The organism is Roseovarius sp. YIN77 (genome assembly GCF_057219155.1).
On record NZ_JBXVVI010000006.1, the window covers coordinates 1 to 20306 of the forward strand.

General features: G+C 55.1%; 25 protein-coding genes. 17 read left to right on the plus strand and 8 right to left on the minus strand.

Annotation, left to right across the window (positions count from 1 at the left end; genetic code table 11):
- The first annotated feature begins 185 nt into the window (after positions 1-185).
- Positions 186-455, plus strand: coding sequence for a CBU_0592 family membrane protein (locus tag AC2D8P_RS07660; protein WP_484701694.1), 270 nt, complete (start codon positions 186-188; stop codon positions 453-455).
- On the opposite strand, the gene AC2D8P_RS07665 is transcribed toward AC2D8P_RS07660, so the two are convergent.
- The 5 genes from AC2D8P_RS07665 to AC2D8P_RS07685 form a co-directional block, all read right to left on the minus strand.
- Entirely contained in the window at positions 452-853 is a 402-nt protein-coding gene (locus AC2D8P_RS07665; protein ID WP_484701695.1) for a group II truncated hemoglobin, read from the minus strand. The genes AC2D8P_RS07660 and AC2D8P_RS07665 overlap by 4 nt on opposite strands.
- Before the next feature lie 4 nt (positions 854-857).
- Complete coding sequence (locus AC2D8P_RS07670) at positions 858-1904, minus strand: heme-dependent oxidative N-demethylase family protein (protein WP_484701696.1); 1047 nt, start codon at positions 1902-1904, stop codon at positions 858-860.
- A gap of 11 nt (positions 1905-1915) precedes the next feature.
- On the minus strand, positions 1916-2881 hold the full coding sequence (locus tag AC2D8P_RS07675) for a PDR/VanB family oxidoreductase (protein ID WP_484701697.1): 966 nt from the start codon (positions 2879-2881) through the stop codon (positions 1916-1918).
- Positions 2878-3489, minus strand: a complete 612-nt coding sequence (locus AC2D8P_RS07680) for a dimethylamine monooxygenase subunit DmmA family protein (RefSeq protein ID WP_484701698.1) — start codon at positions 3487-3489, stop codon at positions 2878-2880. The genes AC2D8P_RS07675 and AC2D8P_RS07680 overlap by 4 nt, the downstream gene beginning before the upstream one ends.
- Positions 3490-3556: 67 nt before the next feature.
- Complete coding sequence (locus AC2D8P_RS07685; protein ID WP_484701699.1) at positions 3557-4690, minus strand: aminomethyl transferase family protein; 1134 nt, start codon at positions 4688-4690, stop codon at positions 3557-3559.
- A 271-nt stretch (positions 4691-4961) separates the two neighbouring features.
- On the opposite strand from AC2D8P_RS07685, the gene AC2D8P_RS07690 reads away from it, so the two are divergent.
- Positions 4962-6260 carry an ABC transporter substrate-binding protein gene (locus AC2D8P_RS07690; RefSeq protein ID WP_484701863.1) on the plus strand — a complete coding sequence of 433 codons (1299 nt, stop codon included), beginning with the start codon at positions 4962-4964 and terminating at the stop codon, positions 6258-6260.
- A 22-nt stretch (positions 6261-6282) separates the two neighbouring features.
- Here the strand turns inward: AC2D8P_RS07690 and AC2D8P_RS07695 are convergent, their stop codons facing one another.
- Positions 6283-7011, minus strand: a complete 729-nt coding sequence (locus AC2D8P_RS07695; protein ID WP_484701700.1) for a FadR/GntR family transcriptional regulator — start codon at positions 7009-7011, stop codon at positions 6283-6285.
- A gap of 281 nt (positions 7012-7292) precedes the next feature.
- Here AC2D8P_RS07695 and AC2D8P_RS07700 point away from each other — a divergent pair, with 281 nt between their 5' ends.
- From AC2D8P_RS07700 to AC2D8P_RS07760, 13 genes are all read left to right on the plus strand, one after another.
- Positions 7293-9221: an acyl CoA:acetate/3-ketoacid CoA transferase gene (locus AC2D8P_RS07700; RefSeq protein ID WP_484701701.1), complete on the plus strand. Its 1929-nt coding sequence runs from the start codon at positions 7293-7295 to the stop codon at positions 9219-9221.
- 64 nt (positions 9222-9285) lie between these two features.
- Positions 9286-9549, plus strand: a complete 264-nt coding sequence (locus AC2D8P_RS07705; RefSeq protein ID WP_484701702.1) for a hypothetical protein — start codon at positions 9286-9288, stop codon at positions 9547-9549.
- Between the two features lie 211 nt (positions 9550-9760).
- Positions 9761-11281: a signal recognition particle protein gene (ffh, locus tag AC2D8P_RS07710; RefSeq protein ID WP_484701703.1), complete on the plus strand. Its 1521-nt coding sequence runs from the start codon at positions 9761-9763 to the stop codon at positions 11279-11281.
- 11 nt (positions 11282-11292) lie between these two features.
- On the plus strand, positions 11293-11718 hold the full coding sequence (locus tag AC2D8P_RS07715; RefSeq protein WP_484701864.1) for a YeeE/YedE family protein: 426 nt from the start codon (positions 11293-11295) through the stop codon (positions 11716-11718).
- Positions 11718-12167 carry a DUF6691 family protein gene (locus AC2D8P_RS07720; protein ID WP_484701704.1) on the plus strand — a complete coding sequence of 150 codons (450 nt, stop codon included), beginning with the start codon at positions 11718-11720 and terminating at the stop codon, positions 12165-12167. Before AC2D8P_RS07715 ends, AC2D8P_RS07720 begins: the two co-directional genes overlap by 1 nt.
- Positions 12164-12490 carry a hypothetical protein gene (locus AC2D8P_RS07725; RefSeq protein ID WP_484701706.1) on the plus strand — a complete coding sequence of 109 codons (327 nt, stop codon included), beginning with the start codon at positions 12164-12166 and terminating at the stop codon, positions 12488-12490. The genes AC2D8P_RS07720 and AC2D8P_RS07725 overlap by 4 nt, the downstream gene beginning before the upstream one ends.
- A gap of 6 nt (positions 12491-12496) precedes the next feature.
- Positions 12497-13081: a GNAT family N-acetyltransferase gene (locus AC2D8P_RS07730; protein WP_484701707.1), complete on the plus strand. Its 585-nt coding sequence runs from the start codon at positions 12497-12499 to the stop codon at positions 13079-13081.
- A complete protein-coding gene (locus AC2D8P_RS07735) occupies positions 13078-13374 on the plus strand; it encodes a chorismate mutase (protein WP_484701708.1) in 297 nt (98 codons plus the stop codon). Before AC2D8P_RS07730 ends, AC2D8P_RS07735 begins: the two co-directional genes overlap by 4 nt.
- A gap of 46 nt (positions 13375-13420) precedes the next feature.
- Positions 13421-13810 carry a 30S ribosomal protein S16 gene (rpsP, locus tag AC2D8P_RS07740; RefSeq protein ID WP_484701710.1) on the plus strand — a complete coding sequence of 130 codons (390 nt, stop codon included), beginning with the start codon at positions 13421-13423 and terminating at the stop codon, positions 13808-13810.
- Positions 13811-13827: 17 nt separating this feature from the next.
- On the plus strand, positions 13828-14457 hold the full coding sequence (bluB, locus tag AC2D8P_RS07745) for a 5,6-dimethylbenzimidazole synthase (RefSeq protein WP_484701866.1): 630 nt from the start codon (positions 13828-13830) through the stop codon (positions 14455-14457).
- Between the two features lie 165 nt (positions 14458-14622).
- The gene (rimM, locus tag AC2D8P_RS07750; protein WP_484701711.1) at positions 14623-15120 is read left to right on the plus strand and encodes a ribosome maturation factor RimM; all 498 of its coding nucleotides are present in this window, start codon (positions 14623-14625) and stop codon (positions 15118-15120) included.
- On the plus strand, positions 15120-15923 hold the full coding sequence (gene trmD / locus AC2D8P_RS07755) for a tRNA (guanosine(37)-N1)-methyltransferase TrmD (RefSeq protein ID WP_484701712.1): 804 nt from the start codon (positions 15120-15122) through the stop codon (positions 15921-15923). Before rimM ends, trmD begins: the two co-directional genes overlap by 1 nt.
- A gap of 34 nt (positions 15924-15957) precedes the next feature.
- A complete protein-coding gene (locus AC2D8P_RS07760; RefSeq protein WP_484701868.1) occupies positions 15958-17040 on the plus strand; it encodes a THUMP domain-containing class I SAM-dependent RNA methyltransferase in 1083 nt (360 codons plus the stop codon).
- Between the two features lie 60 nt (positions 17041-17100).
- On the opposite strand, the gene AC2D8P_RS07765 is transcribed toward AC2D8P_RS07760, so the two are convergent.
- Positions 17101-18486, minus strand: a complete 1386-nt coding sequence (locus AC2D8P_RS07765; protein WP_484701714.1) for an FAD-binding oxidoreductase — start codon at positions 18484-18486, stop codon at positions 17101-17103.
- A gap of 317 nt (positions 18487-18803) precedes the next feature.
- Between AC2D8P_RS07765 and rplS the strand changes: the two genes are divergently transcribed.
- Together rplS and rpmE are read left to right on the plus strand one after the other, a co-directional pair.
- The gene (gene rplS, locus AC2D8P_RS07770; protein ID WP_484701715.1) at positions 18804-19175 is read left to right on the plus strand and encodes a 50S ribosomal protein L19; all 372 of its coding nucleotides are present in this window, start codon (positions 18804-18806) and stop codon (positions 19173-19175) included.
- Positions 19176-19192: 17 nt separating this feature from the next.
- Positions 19193-19414, plus strand: a complete 222-nt coding sequence (gene rpmE, locus AC2D8P_RS07775; RefSeq protein ID WP_484701716.1) for a 50S ribosomal protein L31 — start codon at positions 19193-19195, stop codon at positions 19412-19414.
- 66 nt (positions 19415-19480) lie between these two features.
- On the opposite strand, the gene AC2D8P_RS07780 is transcribed toward rpmE, so the two are convergent.
- Positions 19481-20284 (minus strand): ion transporter, encoded by an 804-nt coding sequence (locus AC2D8P_RS07780; protein ID WP_484701717.1) that lies wholly within the window; start codon positions 20282-20284, stop codon positions 19481-19483.
- Between the last annotated feature and the right edge of the window lie 22 nt (positions 20285-20306).

Sequence of the window (20306 nt, forward strand, 5' to 3'; positions counted from 1 at the left end):
TGATTGTCGAAGTTGTTGACGGCCTGGCCGCCAATGGCCCCGACGGCAACGCCGAGGTCGAGGCCGCCGTCCGCGCCAAAGTCGCAGAGCTCTGCGCCAGATTCCCGCTTTATCCGAACTTGTAAATGGTGCGGGGCATCGCGAGTATTGCGCGATGCCCACGTCAGGCAAATGAAAAACAATGAATGGGCTCTGGTATGCTAGGCGAGATGACGGTGATTGACTGGATCGGGGTATTGGGATCATTCATGATCGCCGGGGCCTATCTGGCGGTGACGCGCGGCTGGGTTCACGCCGAAAAACCCGGTTACAACCTGATCAATCTGGTCGGTGCAGGATTTATCCTACTGTCGCTCTATTTCCGACCCAACGCCGGGGCGATCATGATCGAGGTCTTGTGGGTGATTATTGCCATCACCGCCCTGGCTCGGTGGGCGGTGTCTGCGCGCCGCTAGGCCGGGTTGGGTTCATTCACCAGGGCCAATGCCACACGTCTGAATGTTGTGCGCAGTCTTTCAAATCCTGGCCCGGAATGGTTCAGCTCCGATAAGGTCCGGTCCATGCATTTCAACCAGTTTTCTGCGTCTTCCAGCGTGATGGGAACATGGGCATGCATCAGTTTTACATCAGCATGCCCATGTTTTTCCTTGTAATACTGCCGCCCGCCAAAAAAACCGCATAGAAAGTTGAACTGCTCAATCCGCGCATGGGAAAGCCCATGTCCGCGCCCATGCAGCAGTTCGATATTCTCACCCTCTGGGGTCGATTCCACGATATCGTAGAACCGCTCCACCAGATTTCGGATCGCCTCCTCCCCGCCGATCTCGTCGATCAGGCGGGTTGGTTTTTTCACGGCATCAGGCATCATCAGGGAAGATGCCCGGGGATGTTTCCGCCCCATCATCAAACTGCGACAGATATTCGATCATCAGCGGACGGTTTCGGGCAAAGCCTTTGTATTCGGCCAGTTCATCGGGCAAGTCACGAATGACGCGGTGCAGGCGCCGCCCCCATTTCGGTACGCTGACCAGATCCTCAAAGCTGCACAGATAGGCCCGGATCGGGAAGGCAATGGCATTTGAACGTGGCAGTCGGAACAGCGATTGCAGTTCAACCCGCAAATGCTGCTTTTGGCCGATCGTATCCAGGGTCATGCCGGTCTTGGTCGGGCCCCATTTGTGATAGTTTTCCGGGCTGGTATCCAACAACGGATTAACCGTCATCGTCCAATTCAGGCGCCGTGTCGGCACCCCTTGTTGCATGTTCAGTAGAAACTTCAGCGCCCGTTGGAACACGCCCATTTCATGGGCCAGCGGAACCGGGGCATGCCATTCATAAAAGTTCATGCCAATGTCGAAATCGAGGCTCCAATCCGCTTGGGTGGTGATCATACCCGCATCCATCCACAGGTTATCTTCGCGCTGGTCCAACAGGGCAAAATCACCTTGGGTCTGACGGGTGATATATTCCATCGGACCATAGGGCAGGGTGCTTTCATCCAGAAAGGTGAACGACTGGTCGATTTCCATTGGCTTGTTGATCCAATGCCAATTGTTGCCGTCCTTGGTCAGGCTGAACATGTCGGGATAGTCACGGGCCTTGGCCTCCATGATGTATTCCAGCAAATCCCAACCGGCCAATGTCATATGCGGCAGCGACTGACACCGAAGCGGATCATCCGCCAACACCATGGCGCGGTCGCGCATCTCCGACAGGTAATGTTCATCCACATCAAACGCGTGCTGAAAGGGGGAGCCGGGTTTGTAAGACACGTGCGGCTCCAGGTTAACCGAATACATATAGCTGTCTTCGTGAAACGGGAACGGGAACCGGCGCACGGCTTTGGCAGAGTTTTTGAACGTGAAATCGTCGCGGAAGGTTTCGTCGTTGAATTGAATTGTCATTGTCTTTCTCCTTACCGGTCGATGACCAGTTTGTTGCCCTCAAAGCGCGACACACAGGGCATGATCAGCTTTGCTTCGGCTTGCTGTTCTTCTGTGAGCCAGTGATCGTAATGTTTGATCTCGCCATCGGCTTCGACAACATTGGTTTCACATTGTCCGCAGGCCCCACCTCGGCACAGATAGGGTGCATCGACACCAGCGGCCTCGATCGCCTCGAGCAGTGATTGATGTTCGCCAACTTCAAAGCTGATACCGCTTTTGCGCAGCTCTACCGTGAACGGCATACCGGATGCTGGGGTGATAAACTCTTCAAAGCGTACAGATTCTTCGGGCCAGCCGGATTCTGCCGCGGTATTGCGTACCCATTCGATCATGCCTTTCGGGCCGCACACATATAGATGTGTTCCCAAAGGTTGCCCATCCAGCAGGTTTTGCAGATCGATCCGCTCCCCCAGACTGTCGTTATAAACATGAACGCTGGTGGGGTATTGCTCTAACAATTCCTTGGCATAGGTGCCCAACGATGCGTTTCGAATGGCATAGTGCAGTTCGAAATTGCTGTGGATGGTCGACAACTCATGCATCTGGGCCATAAACGGCGTCACGCCGATGCCGCCCGCAATCATCAGGATCTTTCTGGCGCGCAAGTCGACGGAGAACAGGTTCACCGGGTTAGAGATCACCATCTCCATCCCCTCTTGCACCTGATTGTGCATATAAAGCGAACCGCCCCGGCCTTCGTCATCACGACGAACCGAGATCGTATAAGATCCGCGATCCGCCGGATCAGACATCAGCGAATAGGGATTAAGACGCAGCGTGTCGCCGTCGCGCATTTCCACAACTGTATGGGCGCCACCGGAAAAGGTCGGCAGATCACCGCCGCCGGAGCGTACAAATTTGAAACGCGTCACCACTTCGTTGATCGGTTTGACCTCGGCAACGGTGACATTGATTTTTGCTGTACCGGCACTCATTTGAACATCTCCACAGCTTCGGGCACGTCGCCGGGGTCTTCGGCGTCAATGCAAACCCCTTGGAAGGCAGCGTGCCGGCGCGAATAATGATCGCGCACAAACAAGTTTAATCCGCAATGGCTGCACACAAACGGATCTGTGATCACATCTTCGGTGATGCCTTTGCAATGCACACATTGCATGCGCCGGGCGGTCGATCCGCGATGTTCGGTTTGAATTGCGGTATGCGGATACCCCGCCGCCATCGCGGCTGCCAGCGCCTGACCCATCAGGCCTTCGGTGCCGGCAAGGTAGATCTGCAACCCCATATGTGCCTTGGCGAATGTGTCGGCGATACGCGGTTTTGCGGCTTCATAAGAGGGACCGACATAGAAAGAACCAGCGCCGAGCGCCTTCAGCTTTGCGGTATAGGTTTCACCGGTTTTCTTTGGCAGATAAATAATATGCGCCTTCTCCCAGAAACCTTGTGGTGCGGACGCGGCCAATTCCAAAATGGCTTCGGCGCCCTCGGCATCGGCAACCATCAGATGCACCTTGCCCGGCCGGATTTCCAGTTCGCCATAAACCGGGCGACTGAGAATAGAGGGAGGGAATTTCGTTTTCGTCATTCGTTTGCTCACATACGTGAATGGAATGGAAAGGGCGCCCGCTGCTGCAGGGCGCCCGCAATCAGGTTCAGCCTTTGGCGACCCGGATCTTCTTGTCTTTGTCATAGAACGGCATGTCTTCGGCCACACAGGCAATTTCACCAGTGCTGTTTCTGACGGACATGGCAGTTCCGTTGACCGCACAATCCACCGGCATACGTGCGATACCGACATTGTGCTTGTTCAGGCTGGAATACATACCATAGGTGACAAACCCGACCTGTTCGCCGTCTTTGTAAAGGGGCGCACCCTCTTCTGCCGGTTCGGTTCCTTCCAGACGCACGCCGTAAATCTTGAACCGTTCTTTGCCTTTCAGGGCATAGTGGTTTTCCGCGCCGCGGAAGCCGGTTTTGCCGGGCGATACGGTGAAGTCCAGACCCAGTTCCCACAATGTGTCGCCACAGGGCTCATCGTCAAACGGATAGGTTTCAGAGTTGTCACCCGGGTAGAACAGCAGATAGCTTTCGGTGCGCAGCAGATCGAGAGTGGCAAACTGACAAGGAATGATACCCATGTCTTTGCCATCTTCCAGAATGGTATCCCAAATTTGCGGGGCATCCTGTCCACGACAGAAAATCTCATAGCCGCGCTCGCCGGTGTAGCCGGTACGTGAAATCATCACCGGGCACCCAAACAGGCTGGTATGCATATGGCTGAAATAGTTCAGGTTGCGGATGCCATCGACATGTTTGGCCAGATAGTCAACAGCAACAGGGCCCTGCAGGGAAAGGTCATGCATGTTGTCGTCGTACTGAATTGATACGTCACGGCCGACAGCGGCCATGGTGATCTGCTCATGTCCGTGTCCGGTGCCGTGCACCACCATCCAGCTGTTCGGGCTAATGCAATAGATGACGCAGTCGTCGATGAACTTACCTTCATCATTCAGCATACAGGCATATGTCGAACGTCCCGGCTTGATTTTTTCGACATTGCGGGTGGTGGCCTTGTCGATCACCTGCGCCGCATGGGGGCCTGTGATGTGAATTTTCTTCAGGCCAGATACATCCATCAGGCCTGCTTTGGTGCGGATGGCCAGATAATCGCCTTCGATATCCTTGTCATAGGACCAAGCAGTCCCCATGCCGTTCCAGTCTTCCAGGTTCGACCCCAGGGCGCGATGGCGGTCTGCCAGCGTCGAAAATCTCCAAGAATTCGCCATTTCTAACTCCATGTTGTTCGCGATGTTTTTTGCAGTTTGTAATCATTTGCCGCGCAGCCGTTCTTTTGCGGGGTCAACGGAAAATGATGGAAGGCCGTTTGGCCCTTTGTGTGATGTGTCCTCCGGTCCTGTACCAATCTTTCTATTTGGTACAATTGGTCTGAACCTAATTGAACCGGTGAGAGACCCATTTGTCAATAATAAATGCCGAAACTGGACCAAAGCGCCTGGATGGTCTAAGCTTTGGGTGCAGGAAAGGACTGATATAATGATAAATTCTCCAAGCTTCGCGCACAGGCTTGCGGTGGCTGGAACCTTCCCGAACCTCTCTGTAGGGGCGGGAAGCACAATAAATATTGGCTTTCTCGCCCCTCTAAGCGGTCAGGTCGAATCATGGGGACTGCCGGGTTTGCATGGCTGTCGTATTTGGGAAAGCTGGTTGAACAACCTTGGTGGCATTCTCATTCGGGGCCAAAGATATCCGGTCCGCATTCACGCTGTTGATTGTCAGTATGACCCCCGGCTAGCGGTTCAGGGGGCGACCGAACTGGTCCAGAAACATGATGTGCAATTGTTGATGATGCTGGGGGGTGACACCTACACGCCCGTGGCCAGCTATCTGACGGACAAGCGCGTCTTGACCTCGACATTGTTGCCCAGCGATCTTTCCCCGGACTCGCCCTACCTGATCGCCCCGAGCGAGGCGCACCCCATCTATGTTGTGACCGGCGTTGATTGGATTGCGCGACAGAAACCACATTTGAAAACCGTCTCCATGTGCAGCCAGAAAGACGCTTTCGGGCTGCCTGGTCTTGCCTCCTATCGGGCGGCGTTCAAGGCAGCCGGGATCAATGTGGTAAAAGAGATCCAGTATGAAGAGAATGTCAGCGCCGCAGAAATCGTGGTGCCAATGCTGGCCCAAAACCCCGACATTTTATGCTGGTGCTGCAGTTATACGCCCATGGTTCATGCGATGACCGAATATGCTTACGCACAGGGGTTTCAGGGGCAGATCATTTCCTGCACCATCGACTATTACAACGCTTTGGTCGAAAAAACGTCAAAGGAATTTATGGAAGGCGTGATCTTTCAGTTTCCCGATTTTGATGATCCGGCCCTGCGTGAGAATGAGTTCTTCTTTAACCAGCCCGATCTGTTTTACGAACAATACAATGCCCTCTATCCCAGCAGTTGGAGCGCGGTGTCATGGGAATACGCCGTCATTCTGGATATCTGGCACGCCGCGGTGCAAAAGGCCGATACGGTGAACAGCGTCTCTGTCATGGCCGCCATGAAACAGTTGGGAGAGGTCACGCACGCCTTTGGGTCGGCCAAATGGTGGGGAGAAGAGCTGTTTGGCATCAGCAACGCACTGGTCGGGGATTGGCCGGTCGTCGCGATCGAGGATGGCAAGGCCAAGATAGTAGAGTTTGGGTCACTGCCAGAATGGCTGGATCAGCATGGGGAACTGCTTCGCCAGGAAATGTTGGCCCTTGGTCAGACATGGGAACAGCGTATCCAACGTTCGCATCAAGGCGTGGATTTGGGCGCGCGTGGGATAACCACTTGATCCTGCCCCTATCGGGGTTGTCTCAAAACTCCTGCAGCAGCAATTTCTGCTCTTCAATCAGATGTAACTTGATGAACTCAACGGCAGAGGCGATGTCGCGCGACGCGATGGCATTGAAAAGCGTATTATAGCGTTTCTGAAAATCCTGAATACGTTTTGGCGTCAATGTTCGGCGGCGCAGCTTGGTGCGGTAACTTTCGCGAAATGTATCGATTGTCAGACGGTAGCAAGATGTCAGCAACGGATTGCCGGTGCCTTCGGCGATCTGGGTGAATAACCGATCTTCCAGCTCGATAAACTTGTTCACGTTTGTTTGGATGGATTCGATCTGCGACAGGATTTCCGCCAACTCCGAAATCATCCTCGGGGTCATGTTGATCACTGCCAAACGCACGATTTCGGGTTCCAAAATTCCGCGCACCACCAGATGGTCCATCGGGCTGGTTTCGTCGGCGATAGAGTTCAAGGATGCAGTCTGGGTATCCTTTTGACCCTTGCGAAAGGTCACAAAGCTTCCTGATCCTGCACGTCGTTTGATCAGCCCGTGGTTTTCCAGAATTTCCAATGCTTCGCGTACCGTATTACGGGCCACACCAAGCTCGGATGCCAAATGCCGCTCCGAAGGTAAGCGTGTATCGGTCGGATATTCCTCATAGGTGATTCGTGCGGACAATGTGTCCACCACCGTCTGGACCGTCGCGCCGACACCGTGACTGATATTCTCAATCGGATTTTCCGATTTCAGGCTCATTTCTTATCCTTCGTCTTTGGCCTGCACCTAGATGGGTCACCGTGCATTCACTTGGCCAAGCGCTATATTTGGCTGTCATAGTAGCTTGAATTCTTGGACAAAGAAAACCGTGCCCTTCACCAATTGCCCCAAACTGTGGTCTTCTGCGCTCCTTATCCACGGTATACCCAAATATACGTTGCCCTTAAAATGAAATGTCACATAACTGCAAAAATGTTGTCGATTCTTACGCGGCATTTACTATAATGATGTGAATATAACTTTATTGTCAGGAAAAGATCGTGAGGGACAAGATCATCACCGCCGACCAAGCCATGGCCCTGATCAGGGATGGCGATGTTGTCACAACAACCGGCTTTGTTCAAAGTTGCATTCCTGAAATGCTGCACGCAGCGTTAGAGAAACGTTTTCTCGAACGGGGTTCGCCGCGTGATCTGACGCTGATCATGTGCGCGGGTGCCGGTGACAGCAAAGGTTTGGGGACCGGGCGCTTGCACCATGATGGGCTGCTGAAACGAGTGATTGCCGGCAATTTCGGCCGGATGCCAAAGGTCGCGCAAGCCGCCCAGGAAAACCGGATCTGCGGGTACAATCTGCCCCAAGGTGTCATTTCGCAGCTTTACCGGGCTTGTGCCGCAGGCCAGCCCGGCCTGTTTTCCAAGGTCGGCCTTCACACCTATATCGATCCGCGTCACGGCGGGGCCAAGGTCAACGATGTTACCAAAGAGGACATCGTCCGTCTGGTTGAGGTCGAGGGCGAGGATTGGCTGTTCTACAAGGCAACCCCGATCGATGTGGCGTTCATTCGTGCGACAACGGCAGACACTTACGGCAACCTCAGCATGGAGCGCGAGGCGCTGACGCTGGATGTTCTGGCGCAGGCCATGGCCGCCCATAACAATGGCGGTATTGTCATTGCCCAGGTCGAACGTGTTGTGCAGGACAGATCAATCTTGCCCAAGCAGGTCCAGGTGCCCGGACTGTTGGTTGATTGCGTGGTCGTTGCCGACCCACCAGAGATGCACCGGATGAACTATGGCGTCCTGCATGATCCGGCCCTGTCGGGTGAAATTCGTGTGCCGGTAAAAAGCATCGCCAAGATGCCGTTGGATCAACGCAAAATCATCGCCCGCCGCGCCGCGTTTGAGCTGCCGCCAAACGGGGCTGTTAATCTGGGTGTTGGTGCGCCTGATGGTGTTGCGGCCGTCGCGGCGGAGGAAAAAGTCACCCCCTATATCACCATGACGACAGAGGCCGGTGCCGTCGGTGGTGTTCTGGCTGGGGGATCAAGCTTTGGCGCCTCTGCCAATGCAGATGCAATCATAGACCAAAACCAGATGTTTGATTTTTACGATGGCGGTGGTCTGGATCTGACGTGTCTGGGCATGGCCGAATGCGATGCAGAGGGCAGCGTTAACGCCTCCCGCTTTGGCGGGCGCTTGAATGGCTGCGGTGGCTTCATCAACATTTCGCAAAACTCACGCGCCGTTGTGTTTGCCGGGACCTTCACCGCCGGTGGGCTGCGGGTTGCCGTTGAAGATGGCGAACTGAAGATCCTGCAAGAGGGGCGGAACAAAAAGTTTGTCCGCCTGATCGAGCAGGTGACATTCTCTGGCCCGTTTTCCAGTACGCGGTCGCAACCCGTGCTCTATGTCACCGAACGGTGCGTGTTCGAATTGACGTCAAAGGGTCTGGCGTTGATCGAAATCGCACCTGGGGTCGATATGCAGCGCGACATCCTGGATCAGATGGAATTCAAGCCGATCATCGACAAAGTGGAGATGATGGATCCACGTATCTTCCGCGATGAACCCATGGGACTGGCCGAAGATTTGCTGAACGTGAAGTTAAAGGAGCGCGTCACCTATGACGCCGACCGCAACATCCTCTTCGTCAATCTCGAGGGTTGGCACGTCACCCGGAAACGCGATGTGGAAGATCTGACAAAAGTCCTGGAAAATGCCTGCAAAGACACAGGAAAACGCGTCATAGCCGTCTTTAACCACAACAGCTGTCGGATTGCCGATGACCTGTATGATGACTATGCCCAGCTAAATGAATATATGCTGGAACACTACTTTTCCTCGACCACGCGCTATACAACCAGCGCTTTCATGCGCCTGAAAATGCAAGAGGCCCTGACAAAACGCGGGGTCCAGCCGCATATTTTTGAAAGCGCGAACGAGGCCCATCAGGCCATCGGGGATTGATTATCGCCTGCCCCCGGTTTCCGTGCGCAATCGGGGGCAGGTCAGACTACAAAGGGGTACAAAAGTGATCTTTGGACTATTGCTGCCATTCATCATTGGGTATGCAACGTCGTGGTACATCACCCGGCGCGTGAAACACAAATTCGGCGAATTCATTTCCTTCCCTTTGGCGATGATCGCGGCAATTCTGGGGTCATGGCTGTTTGCCACATTTTTGGGCCCACTATTCTGGTCGGCTGAAGAGCAGGAGCGCGTCATCTCCATGTCATTCTGGATTGGCCCCTTCAGTGCGGCACTGCCGATATTGACCCGTCCGAAGTCAAGCTGAACTGGAAAAAACGCTCTACGCGTACCCTTGACTCCCCCCCGCTAACCCCGTAAATCCCGCGCAAATCCGGGAGTCTGTCAATGCTTCCGGTCCCAATGCGTCGAGCAGGGATCGACCCCCGTCAGCGAGTTTCGCCCACGGGGGTCATTGGCTATTTGGGCGTCGGGGGTTATCTCCGGCATATGGAAACAACGGTGAAGGGGCCGAGAGTATGTTTGAAAATCTGTCAGAACGCCTCTCTGGTGTCTTTGATCGGCTGACCAAACAGGGTGCGCTGTCTGAGGATGACGTCAAAACCGCCTTGCGTGAGGTCCGTGTTGCCCTGCTAGAGGCTGACGTTTCTCTGCCCGTTGCCCGTGATTTCGTAAAAGCGGTACAAGAAAAAGCCACCGGTCAGTCGGTGACCAAATCCGTCACCCCCGGTCAGCAGGTCGTCAAGATTGTCCATGACGAACTGGTTCATGTGCTGGAAGGTGAGGGCGATCCGGGTGAGCTGAAGATCGACAATGCCCCGGCCCCGATCCTGATGGTGGGTCTGCAGGGCTCTGGTAAGACCACCACCACCGGTAAGCTCGCCAAGCGTCTGAAGGAAAAGAACGGCAAGCGCGTCCTGATGGCGTCCTTGGATATCTACCGCCCCGCTGCGATGCAGCAGCTGCAGGTTCTGGGCACCCAGATCGGCGTGGATACCCTGCCCATCGTGGCCGGTGAATCCGCTGTTCAGATTGCCAAACGCGCCAAACAGCAGGCCACGCTGGGTGGCTATGACATTTACATGCTGGACACTGCAGGCCGTCTGCAAATCGACGAAGTCCTGATGAAAGAAGTCGAGGATGTCCGCGACGCCGTCAATCCACGCGAAACGCTGCTGGTCGTTGACGGCCTGACCGGTCAGGTCGCGGTTGAGGTGGCAGAGGAATTCGACGGCAAGATCGGCATTTCCGGCGTGGTCCTGACCCGGATGGATGGCGATGGACGTGGTGGTGCGGCCCTGTCGATGCGCGCCGTCACTGGCAAGCCGATCCGCTTTGTCGGTCTTGGCGAAAAGATGGATGCGCTGGAAACCTTTGAACCCAGCCGTATCGCCGGCCGTATCTTGGGCATGGGCGATATCGTATCGCTGGTGGAAAAGGCGCAGGAAACCATCGAGGCCGAACAGGCCGAACGGATGATGAAGCGCTTCACCAAGGGTCAGTTCAACATGAACGATCTGAAGATGCAGCTTGAACAGATGCTGAAAATGGGCGGTATGGAAGGCCTGATGGGCATGATGCCCGGCATGAAAAAGATGGCCGCCCAGGCAGAGGCCGCCGGCATGGATGACAAGGTGATCAAACGCCAGATCGCCCTGATCCAATCGATGACCAAACGCGAACGCGTCAATCCGGCCCTTTTGCAGGCCAGCCGCAAAAAGCGGATCGCCGCCGGTGCGGGTATGGAAGTCAGCGAACTGAACAAGCTCCTGAAAATGCAACGCCAGATGTCTGACGTCATGAAAAAGATGGGCAAAATGGGCAAGGGCGGCATGATGAAACAAGCCATGCGCGGCATGTTCGGCAAGGGTGGCGGTATGCCCGGTGGACTACCAGGTGGCATGGACCCGGGCCAAATGGACCCCAAAGCATTGGAAGTAGCGGCCAAGCAACTGGGCGGAAAAATGCCCGGCGGCCTGCCAGGTCTGGGCGGTGGCGCCCTGCCCCCCGGGCTCAGCGGTTTCGGGAAGAAGAAGTAATGTTGAACGCGATCCCCTCTGATTGGCTCTTGGGCCTGATCGGCGGTCTGATGATCGGCGGGGCGGGGGCGATGTTTTTGCTCCTGAACGGTCAGATCATGGGTGCCAGTGGCCTCTTGGGCGGATTGGTAGACGGAACTGGACGCAACAATCTGGCTGAACGGATCGCACTGATCGCCGGGCTGGTTGGCGCGCCTGCAGTTGTTGCTTGGCTCGGTATGGCCCCGGCGACCAATATCACCGACAATTGGTTCGTGATCATTTTGGGCGGGCTTGCCGTGGGTTTCGGCACACGGATGGCCAATGGGTGCACATCGGGCCACGGGGTATGTGGCATCTCTCGTCTGTCGCGCAGGGGCATTGCCGCCACTGTGATCTACCTTTTGTTCGGCGGTATTGTGATGCTGATTGCCCGCCACTTGTTGGGGGTGATCTGATGCGCGTCGTTTACGCCTTTCTCACTGGGACCCTCTTTGGTCTGGGTCTTTTGACATCTGGCATGACCAACACTGACAAGGTTCAGGGCTGGCTGGATATCTTTGGGGCTTGGGATCCGACATTGGCCTTTGTTCTGGGCGGTGCGCTGATCCCGATGGCGATCGCCTGGCGCTTTGCCGAGGGGCGCAAAACCAGCGCACTGGGCACGCCGTTCCCCGCCAAACCCAACCCGTTGATTGACCGTCGTCTGGTTATCGGATCGGCGCTGTTCGGGTTCGGATGGGCAATGGTTGGCCTGTGCCCCGGTCCGGCCATGGCAACGCTCAGCTTTGGGGGTGGCTCGGGCCTTCTGTTTTTTGCATCGATGATTGCTGGTATGATCGTGTATCGCCTGACGACGGGCACCCCGGCGCAGGCCCCCCGTATTTCAGAAGGAGGCATTCAATGAAACACCTACTCTCTTTGTCCGCTATGGTATTTATCACCCTGTCGGCCTGTGATCCGGTCGCACAAAAAAATCAAACATACTACGCCACGTCAGAGGGCGTTCAGATGATCATCAACGTCTCTGAAAACCGCGCCGAAGTTCAAACAACCGAACGCGGCACATCGGTCGGCAAGTATCGCCGTGGTTTGCTGGCTGAAATTGAAGTGGCCGAAAAACTGCTGTGCCGCGATGTCGAACTGCTGGAGCATTCCGAAGAGATGGTCAATGACACCACCCGCGCGACCATTACTTATGCGCTGGCCAACTGCCGCTTTGGATACTGACGCCTGATGGCCGCGAACCGTATCATAGAAACAGATCGTTTGATCTTGAGGGCTCCCGAACATCGGGATGAGCCCGCCTATATTGCGTTTTATGGGTCAGAGCGTCGCACTGCGACCGGGGTTTTAGTCCCCGAAGATGTGGCCCGGACCCGGTTTGCAGATGTTCTGGAGCATTGGGCCGAAAAGGGCTTCGGCAGATTCATTGTCGAAAGCCGGGAAAGCGCCGAGGTTCTGGGACTGATCGGGCCACATCACCCGGCTGAGTACCCCGAAGCGGAAATTGCCTGGCATCTGTGGTCGGACAACGTCGAAGGAAAGGGTATCGCCTTTGAGGCAGCACTGGCCGCACGTAAATTCGCGTATGACGTATTGGGGTGGACAACGGCGGTCAGCTATATCGCCCACGCCAATCTCCGTTCGGCTGCGCTGGCGAAACGTTTGGGCGCTGTTGCTGAAAGAGACTTTGTACTGTTTGGCGAGCCTTGTCAGATTTGGCGCCATCCTTCTGCTGAAGACACTGCCAAATCCGCACCGTCGCAATACAGTTGTAATACCGACGTAATACAGACAGCCGTTGGAGGGTCGAAATGAAGAGTGAAGCCACCCGCGCCGCCGCGCTTTTGAAAGAGCACCGCGAGTCGATCGACCGTCTGGACGCGATCCTCGTCTACACGCTTGGCGAGCGCTTCAAGCACACTCAGCAAGTCGGTGTGCTCAAGGCAGAACACGACCTTCCCCCGTCCGACCCCGCACGGGAAGAAATGCAGATAGCCCGGCTGGAGGATTTGGCAAAACGTGCCAACCTTGATCCGGAATTTGCCAAGAAATTTCTGAATTTCATTATTCAGGAAGTCATCCATCATCACGAACAACATCAGAAATGACAGGGGATAACCCCTTCAAATAGCTACGAAATAGGAGAAACTCACCATGGCTATGAAAATTCGTCTCGCCCGCGGCGGTTCCAAAAAACGCCCCCATTATGCAATTGTTGCTGCCGACAGCCGCATGCCGCGTGATGGCCGTTTCATCGAAAAACTGGGCACCTACAACCCGCTGCTGCCGAAAGATTCAGAAGAGCGTGTAAAACTGAACGCAGAGCGCGTCCAGCACTGGCTCGGCCAAGGCGCACAGCCGACTGACCGTGTATCACGCTTCCTGGAAGCTGCTGGAATTGTTGAGAAAAAAGAACGCAGCAATCCGAAGAAAGCCGTCCCGGGCAAGAAAGCTCAGGAACGTGCTGAAGAAAAAGCTGCCAAGGCCGCAGAAGCTGCCGAAGCCGCTGCGGCACCAGCTGAAGAAGCTGCGGCTGAAGAGTAAGACGGTCCTTGTCGCTCGTGCCTGAGTTCAGCGATCAGTTCCGGCAAGAGCTTGACCTCTTGATGCGGTGGCGGCGGGATGTCCGCCGCTTCCGCACCGATCTGGTTGATCCCGGATTGGTAGAAGATTGCCTGTCGACATTCGCACTCGCGCCCTCTGTCGGTCTGTCCGAACCTTGGCGGGTGATCAAAGTTGAATCCGGGTCAGCACGCGAATTGGCGCGATTGAATTTTGAGACCGAAAACAGCAATGCGTTGTCAGGATATTCTGGTGAAAAAGCAAAGCTTTACGCCGGTTTAAAATTGTCAGGCATGCAGGATGCGCCTGTGCAATTGGCGGTTTTTTGTGACGAAGAAACCGACAAGGGCGCAGGCTTGGGTGCCGCCACAATGCCTGAGATGCGGCGCTATTCGGTGGTTGCGGCCATCACGCAGTTCTGGCTCGCGGCGCGCGCCTATGGGCTTGGTGTTGGCTGGGTGTCAATTCTTGATCCAGACAGGCTGATTCAGGATCTGGGTATCACGGAAAACTGGCGTTTGGTTGCATATCTTTGCGTCGGTTGGCCCGAAGAGGAGCTGGACAGCCCCGAATTGGAGCGTGCGGGCTGGGAAGAGCGCCTCGAAACTCTTCCCATCGAAACGATTTAGGGCGGGTTGGTTGTTTTTCCTTTTCCGGATCTTCCGCCTGCCCATTCTGATGGGCTTGGCCTTTCTGACCGGCATTTGGTTTGAACGCTCGCATCAAAAAGAACTCTGCGTTACATCAGGTGGGGAATGGCAGCGCGCCGGATACTGCGTTGACGGAGATTAGGCATGAAAGACAAAATATGCGTCGGGTCTATCGCTGGCTCCTTTGGCGTGCGCGGTGAAGTAAGGCTCAAGAGTTATTGCGCTGAACCAGAAGCCATTGAAACCTATGGTGAATTGACGTCTGAAGATGGTAGCTTTGTCACCTCAGTCGGTCTGATATCTGCGACCAAAAACGGGTTCAATGCACGCTTATCTTCTGTGTCCACCAAAGAACAGGCAGATGCCCTGAAAGGCGTAAAACTGTATGTCCACAGGGACAAATTGCCGGATCTACCCGATGACGAGTTTTACCATTCTGACCTGATCGGGTTGGAGGTTCTGGATGCTGGCGGAAACCGGTTGGGCAAAGTCAAGGCGGTGCTGAACCACGGCGCCTCGGACCTGTTAGAGCTACATGTGGGTGGCGAAACGGTCCTGATCCCATTTACCAAAGAGATCGTCCCAACCGTGGATCTGTCGGCAGGGCGCATCGTAGCCGACCCGCCCGAAGGATTGTTTTGATGCCGGACAAGCCTAAATCCCATGGCCGCCTGTCGATCGGCGCGACGCTAAAGCCGCGCGAACTGATGCAAGATAACCCGCGCCTGAAGGGCGCGTGGACGGCTAAGGTCATCACCTTGTTCCCCGAAGCCTTCCCTGGGGTGTTGGGGACCAGTCTGACCGGCAAGGCCTTGCAAGATGGGTTGTGGAGGTTGGAAGCCATTGGCTTGCGCCCGTTTGGAGAAGGCAGGCACAAGAATGTGGATGATACTCCTGCGGGTGGCGGGGCCGGGATGGTCTTGCGGGCCGATGTCGTCTCACGCGCATTGGACGAAGCTGCCGAGGCCACACCAGACGATCGCGCCCGCTGGCCAATCGTCTATTTGTCGCCTCGGGGTCAGCTCTTTGATCAGGCTACGGCGCGGCGCTGGTCGGAATGTGACGGGCTGACCATGCTGTGTGGCCGGTTTGAAGGCGTCGATCAGCGGGTGCTGGATCATTATGAAATTGAAGAGGTCAGCCTTGGTGATTTTGTCCTGACCGGGGGCGAGATTGCGGCGCAGGCGATGATTGATGCAACTGTACGCCTGTTACCGTCGGTTCTTGGAAATGCCGAGAGTATCGAGGATGAAAGCCATTCCAATGGGTTACTTGAACATCCGCAATATACGCGCCCATCAGAGTGGAAAGGACGAAAAATTCCTGATGTCTTGATGTCTGGGCATCATGGCAAGATTGCTGAATGGCGCAAAGAGCAGGCAGAAGAACTGACCCGTCAACGCCGCCTTGACCTGTGGGATGCGTATCGGCGCAGTAAGGATTGATCCCGTGTCTGATACGCCCTTTGAAATCTTCGTCATGGCCCCACCGGGGTTGGAGCATGTATTGTGCGCTGAGATGGCCGAGCAGGGGTTTCCTGATCCCCTGTCAACTGTCGGCGGGGTCACGTTTCAAGGAAATTGGCCCGACGTCTGGCGCGCCAATTTGTGCTTACGCGGGGCCGGTCGGGTTTTGGCACGCATTGGAAGCTTCCGGGCGTTTCATCTGGCACAGCTGGACAAGCGGGCGCGAAAATTTCCGTGGGGCGATACTTTGCGATCCGATGTTCCGATCCGGGTCGAAGTCACCAGCCGAAAGTCGAAAATCTATCACGCCAAGGCCGCTACGCAGCGCATTGAACGCGCCATATCAGAAACGCTGGGTGTTCAGATCACCAAAGAGGCAGCTGTCGTACTAAAGGTACGGATCGAGGATGATCTGTGTACTTTCAGCATCGACACATCGGGCGAGTCTTTGCACAAACGCGGGCATAAGGTTGCTGTCAACAAGGCCCCAATGCGCGAAACATTGGCGGCAATGTTCTTGCATGAATGCGGCTTTGATGGCTCTGAACCCATTCTTGACCCCATGTGTGGTTCCGGCACGTTTGTCATAGAGGCCGCTGAGATCGCGCTGTGTCTGGCCCCTGGCCGGGACCGGGAATTTGCCTTTCAGCACCTTGCCATTTTCGACCCGATCGAATGGGTGGAAATGAAAGAGCGGCACAAGAGCCAGAACATAACTTTGACATTCTATGGTTCTGATCGTGATGCAGGCGCAATCCGCATGAGCATTGATAACGCCACGCGGGCAGGTGTGGTTACCAATACCCAGTTTGTCACCAAAGCGATATCTGACATTGAACCGCCCGACGGCCCGCCCGGCCTGATCATCGTCAATCCACCCTACGGCGCGCGGATCGGCAATAAAAAACTGCTCTTTGGCCTTTATGGGGCACTGGGCAAGGTGCTGAAAGAACGATTTACCGGCTGGCGCGTCGGGCTGATCACCACTGACGCCGGGTTGGCCAAGGCAACAGGCCTGCCATTTCTGCCCGCAGGTGGATCGGTTGTGAATGGCAGCCTCAAAATCACTCTCTACAGAACCGATCCACTGTCTTAGGTACTGTGGATCACATGACACCTTTGGCGTCACGTTCTGTTCCTGGCGAGATGGATACTCTTACGGCACGATATTTGCGTTGGCGCTGAAGAAGTTATTGGGATCATAAGTTCGCTTTACTTCTTTCAAGCGATCCAGGTTTGCCCCGTATGCCGCCTTGATTGCTTCATCCTCATCAACTCCGAGATAGTTCAGATAGGTCCCACCGGCCGAATAGGGTTTAAGTGCGACTTCTGTACCTCTCGCCCAGGCCACTTGCGCGTCGTCATCTGCCGCGTCTGTCCAAAGAGGCAAGATTGCGATCAGATAGTCATGACCGCGTTGCGCAAAGGCGTTGTCCCCTATTTTTTTGGAATCTGTCGCACCGGCACAATGTTCGATCAACATGCCTGATCCCCCGGGGGTCATTCCCTTGGATTGTTCGACAATCGTGTCGATTGCATCATCTGAGAGCCCAGTCAAATAGGTGGATTTCCAATAATTCCGGCTGCCCGGGCCATAGGCCGCATCCAGCATTGACTGCATCGCCGGGAACGGTAGCTCGTGCAGATCCACGACCAAGGGGTCTTCAATCTCGGTCAAGGGTTTGATCGCGGCATGACCGACCTCTTTGTCATCGCCGATCCAGCAGGGGACGAATGCCGTCAGCGGTGTACCATCAGGCCCCCACAATAACGCGGCATAGACCGTTAGCTCATCAGGGGCTGTTTCAACAATGTCCCGATATCCCCGCAAGACATTCGCGGCAGACTCCCGTGGATAGGCAATCATCCCACCAAGAACGGTGGAGAGTGGATAGGCACGGTAAAGAAATGACGTCACAATGCCAAAGTTTCCGCTGCCACCACAAATCCCCCACAACAGATCCGGATTTTCTGCGGCGCTCGCGGTTTTGATGGATCCGTCAGCCGTGACCACCTCTGCCTCGATAACATTGTCACAGGCTGGGCCATACTTTCTGGCCAACCAACCAAATCCACCGCCAGTCGTAAGTCCGCCGATTCCGGTCATGGAGACCACGCCCAACGACACAGCGAGTCCGTGCAGATTCGTTTCTCGGTCTACATCCCCCAGACAGGCGCCCCCCTGTGCGCGGACCGTTCGGTTCGCAGCGTCAACATGAATGGCACGCATACGCGACAGATCTATGACCAACCCATCGTCGCACAAGGCGCGACCCCCGACATTGTGCCCGCCGCTGCGTACTGAAACCAGAATATTGTGTTCATTCGCAAATTTGACCGCTGCCGCAACATCGGCTGTTCCCTGGCAGCGTAGAATTGCACCGGGATGTTTGTCGATCATGTAATTCCAGATACGACGTGCCTCTTCATAATCAGCATCGCCCGGAACGATAAGCTGCCCGCGAACTTGGTTGCCGAATTCCTCTATTGCCTCTTTTGAGACAGCGGCTCCCACGCGATTTTTCAGCTGTGTAGATGACATAATTAATCCCCCGTATTTGTTCTCCAAGCCTCGACTATACACGATTTCCGCCAATCTTTCTTGCCCGGCGCTTATCCCTTGATCCTGCTACGCTTTGCGCCTAAAAGGCGCGGGGCTGGGCGCGAAAGCGATTCCGGGCGTTTGGTTATTTGCGAACCTTGACTTTCTTCGGTCTAAACTGGCGCGCAGATGGCCCTGAACAAGGAATGACGACCTGATCTCTGGCGGGCGCAGATGCGGACCCGGTTGAAGACACAGAGCTCTGAGGACGCGCAAATCTTCGTGGATTAACCACGGGTAATATAGGAGTGTGTCAGATGGACCTGATCGCACAGCTGGAAGCCGAGCAAGTAGCTGCTCTCGGCAAAGACATTCCAGATTTCAAAGCGGGTGATACCATCCGTGTTGGCTACAAAGTGACCGAAGGCTCACGCAGCCGTGTGCAGAACTACGAAGGTGTCTGCATCAGCCGCAAAAACGGTGCTGGCATTGCCGGTTCGTTCACTGTTCGCAAGATTTCTTTCGGTGAAGGTGTGGAACGTGTGTTCCCGCTGCATTCGACTAACATCGATAGCATCACCGTTGTTCGCCGTGGCCGTGTACGCCGCGCGAAACTGTATTACCTGCGCTCGCGCCGTGGTAAATCCGCACGGATCGCAGAAGACACCAACTACAAGCCCAAAGCCTGAGTGGAAGGACAGAGATTATGAAAAAAGATCTGCACCCCGATTACCACTTTATCGACGTTAAACTGACCAACGGCGATATCGTGAAAATGCGCTCCACCTACGGGTCCGAGGGCGATACATTGGCACTGGATATCGATCCCAGCGTGCACCCGGCCTGGACCGGCGGTGGCGCCCGTCTGATGGATACCGGTGGCCGCGTGTCAAAGTTCAAAAAGAAATACGAAGGTCTGGGTTTCTAAGAACTCACTCATTCGATTTCGAAACGCCGTCCTTTGGGGCGGCGTTCTTATTTTGAAGGTCTGAAGCTAGTTGGAGCGTGCTTTCAAAAGCGCCTTTATCTTCTCTAACCGTTCCAAGACTGCATCCCGGTAGTGATCCGTCCGTTCATCAGCTTCTACATGATGGGCGTCTTGCATTGAATTCACGATCAAACCCACAACCAGATTCACTACGGCAATTGTTGTAACCAGAATGAACGGAACGAAAAAGGCCCAAGCGTACGGATAAACCTCCATCACCGGGCGGACGATCCCCATGGACCAGCTTTCCAAGGTCATGATCTGAAAGAGCGAATAGGCAGATTGTCCCAAAGTGCCAAACCATTCGGGGAACGCGGCGCCAAACAGTTTGGTCGCCATAACCGCGCCTATGTAAAAGATCAGGCCCATCAGCAAAAACACCGACGCCATGCCGGGTAGCGCGTTAATCAATCCTTCGACAACCCGGCGCAAAGACGGTGCCACAGATATCACCCGAAACAGACGCAGGATCCGCAGTGCACGTAGCGCCGACAACCCTTGCGTCGCGGGGATCAGCGAAATCCCGACAATGACAAAGTCAAAGATGTTCCAGCCATCACGGAAAAACCGCGCGCGGTGGGCAAAGAGTTTTGCCGCGATTTCTGCCACAAATATCGACAGACACAGTCGATCTAACTGTGTAATCAAGCCGCCAGCAACAGCCATTGCAGTATCAGAAGTTTCCAACCCCAAGATAATTGCATTGAACAGGATCACGCCCAAAATCAGGTGTCTGATCAAGGGGCGGGCCAAAAATTCAGCGACTTTTATCCGAAGTGAGGCAGGCGAGGCATTCTGTGTGTTTTCCATGGCCCGCATATGGGGTGGGTCG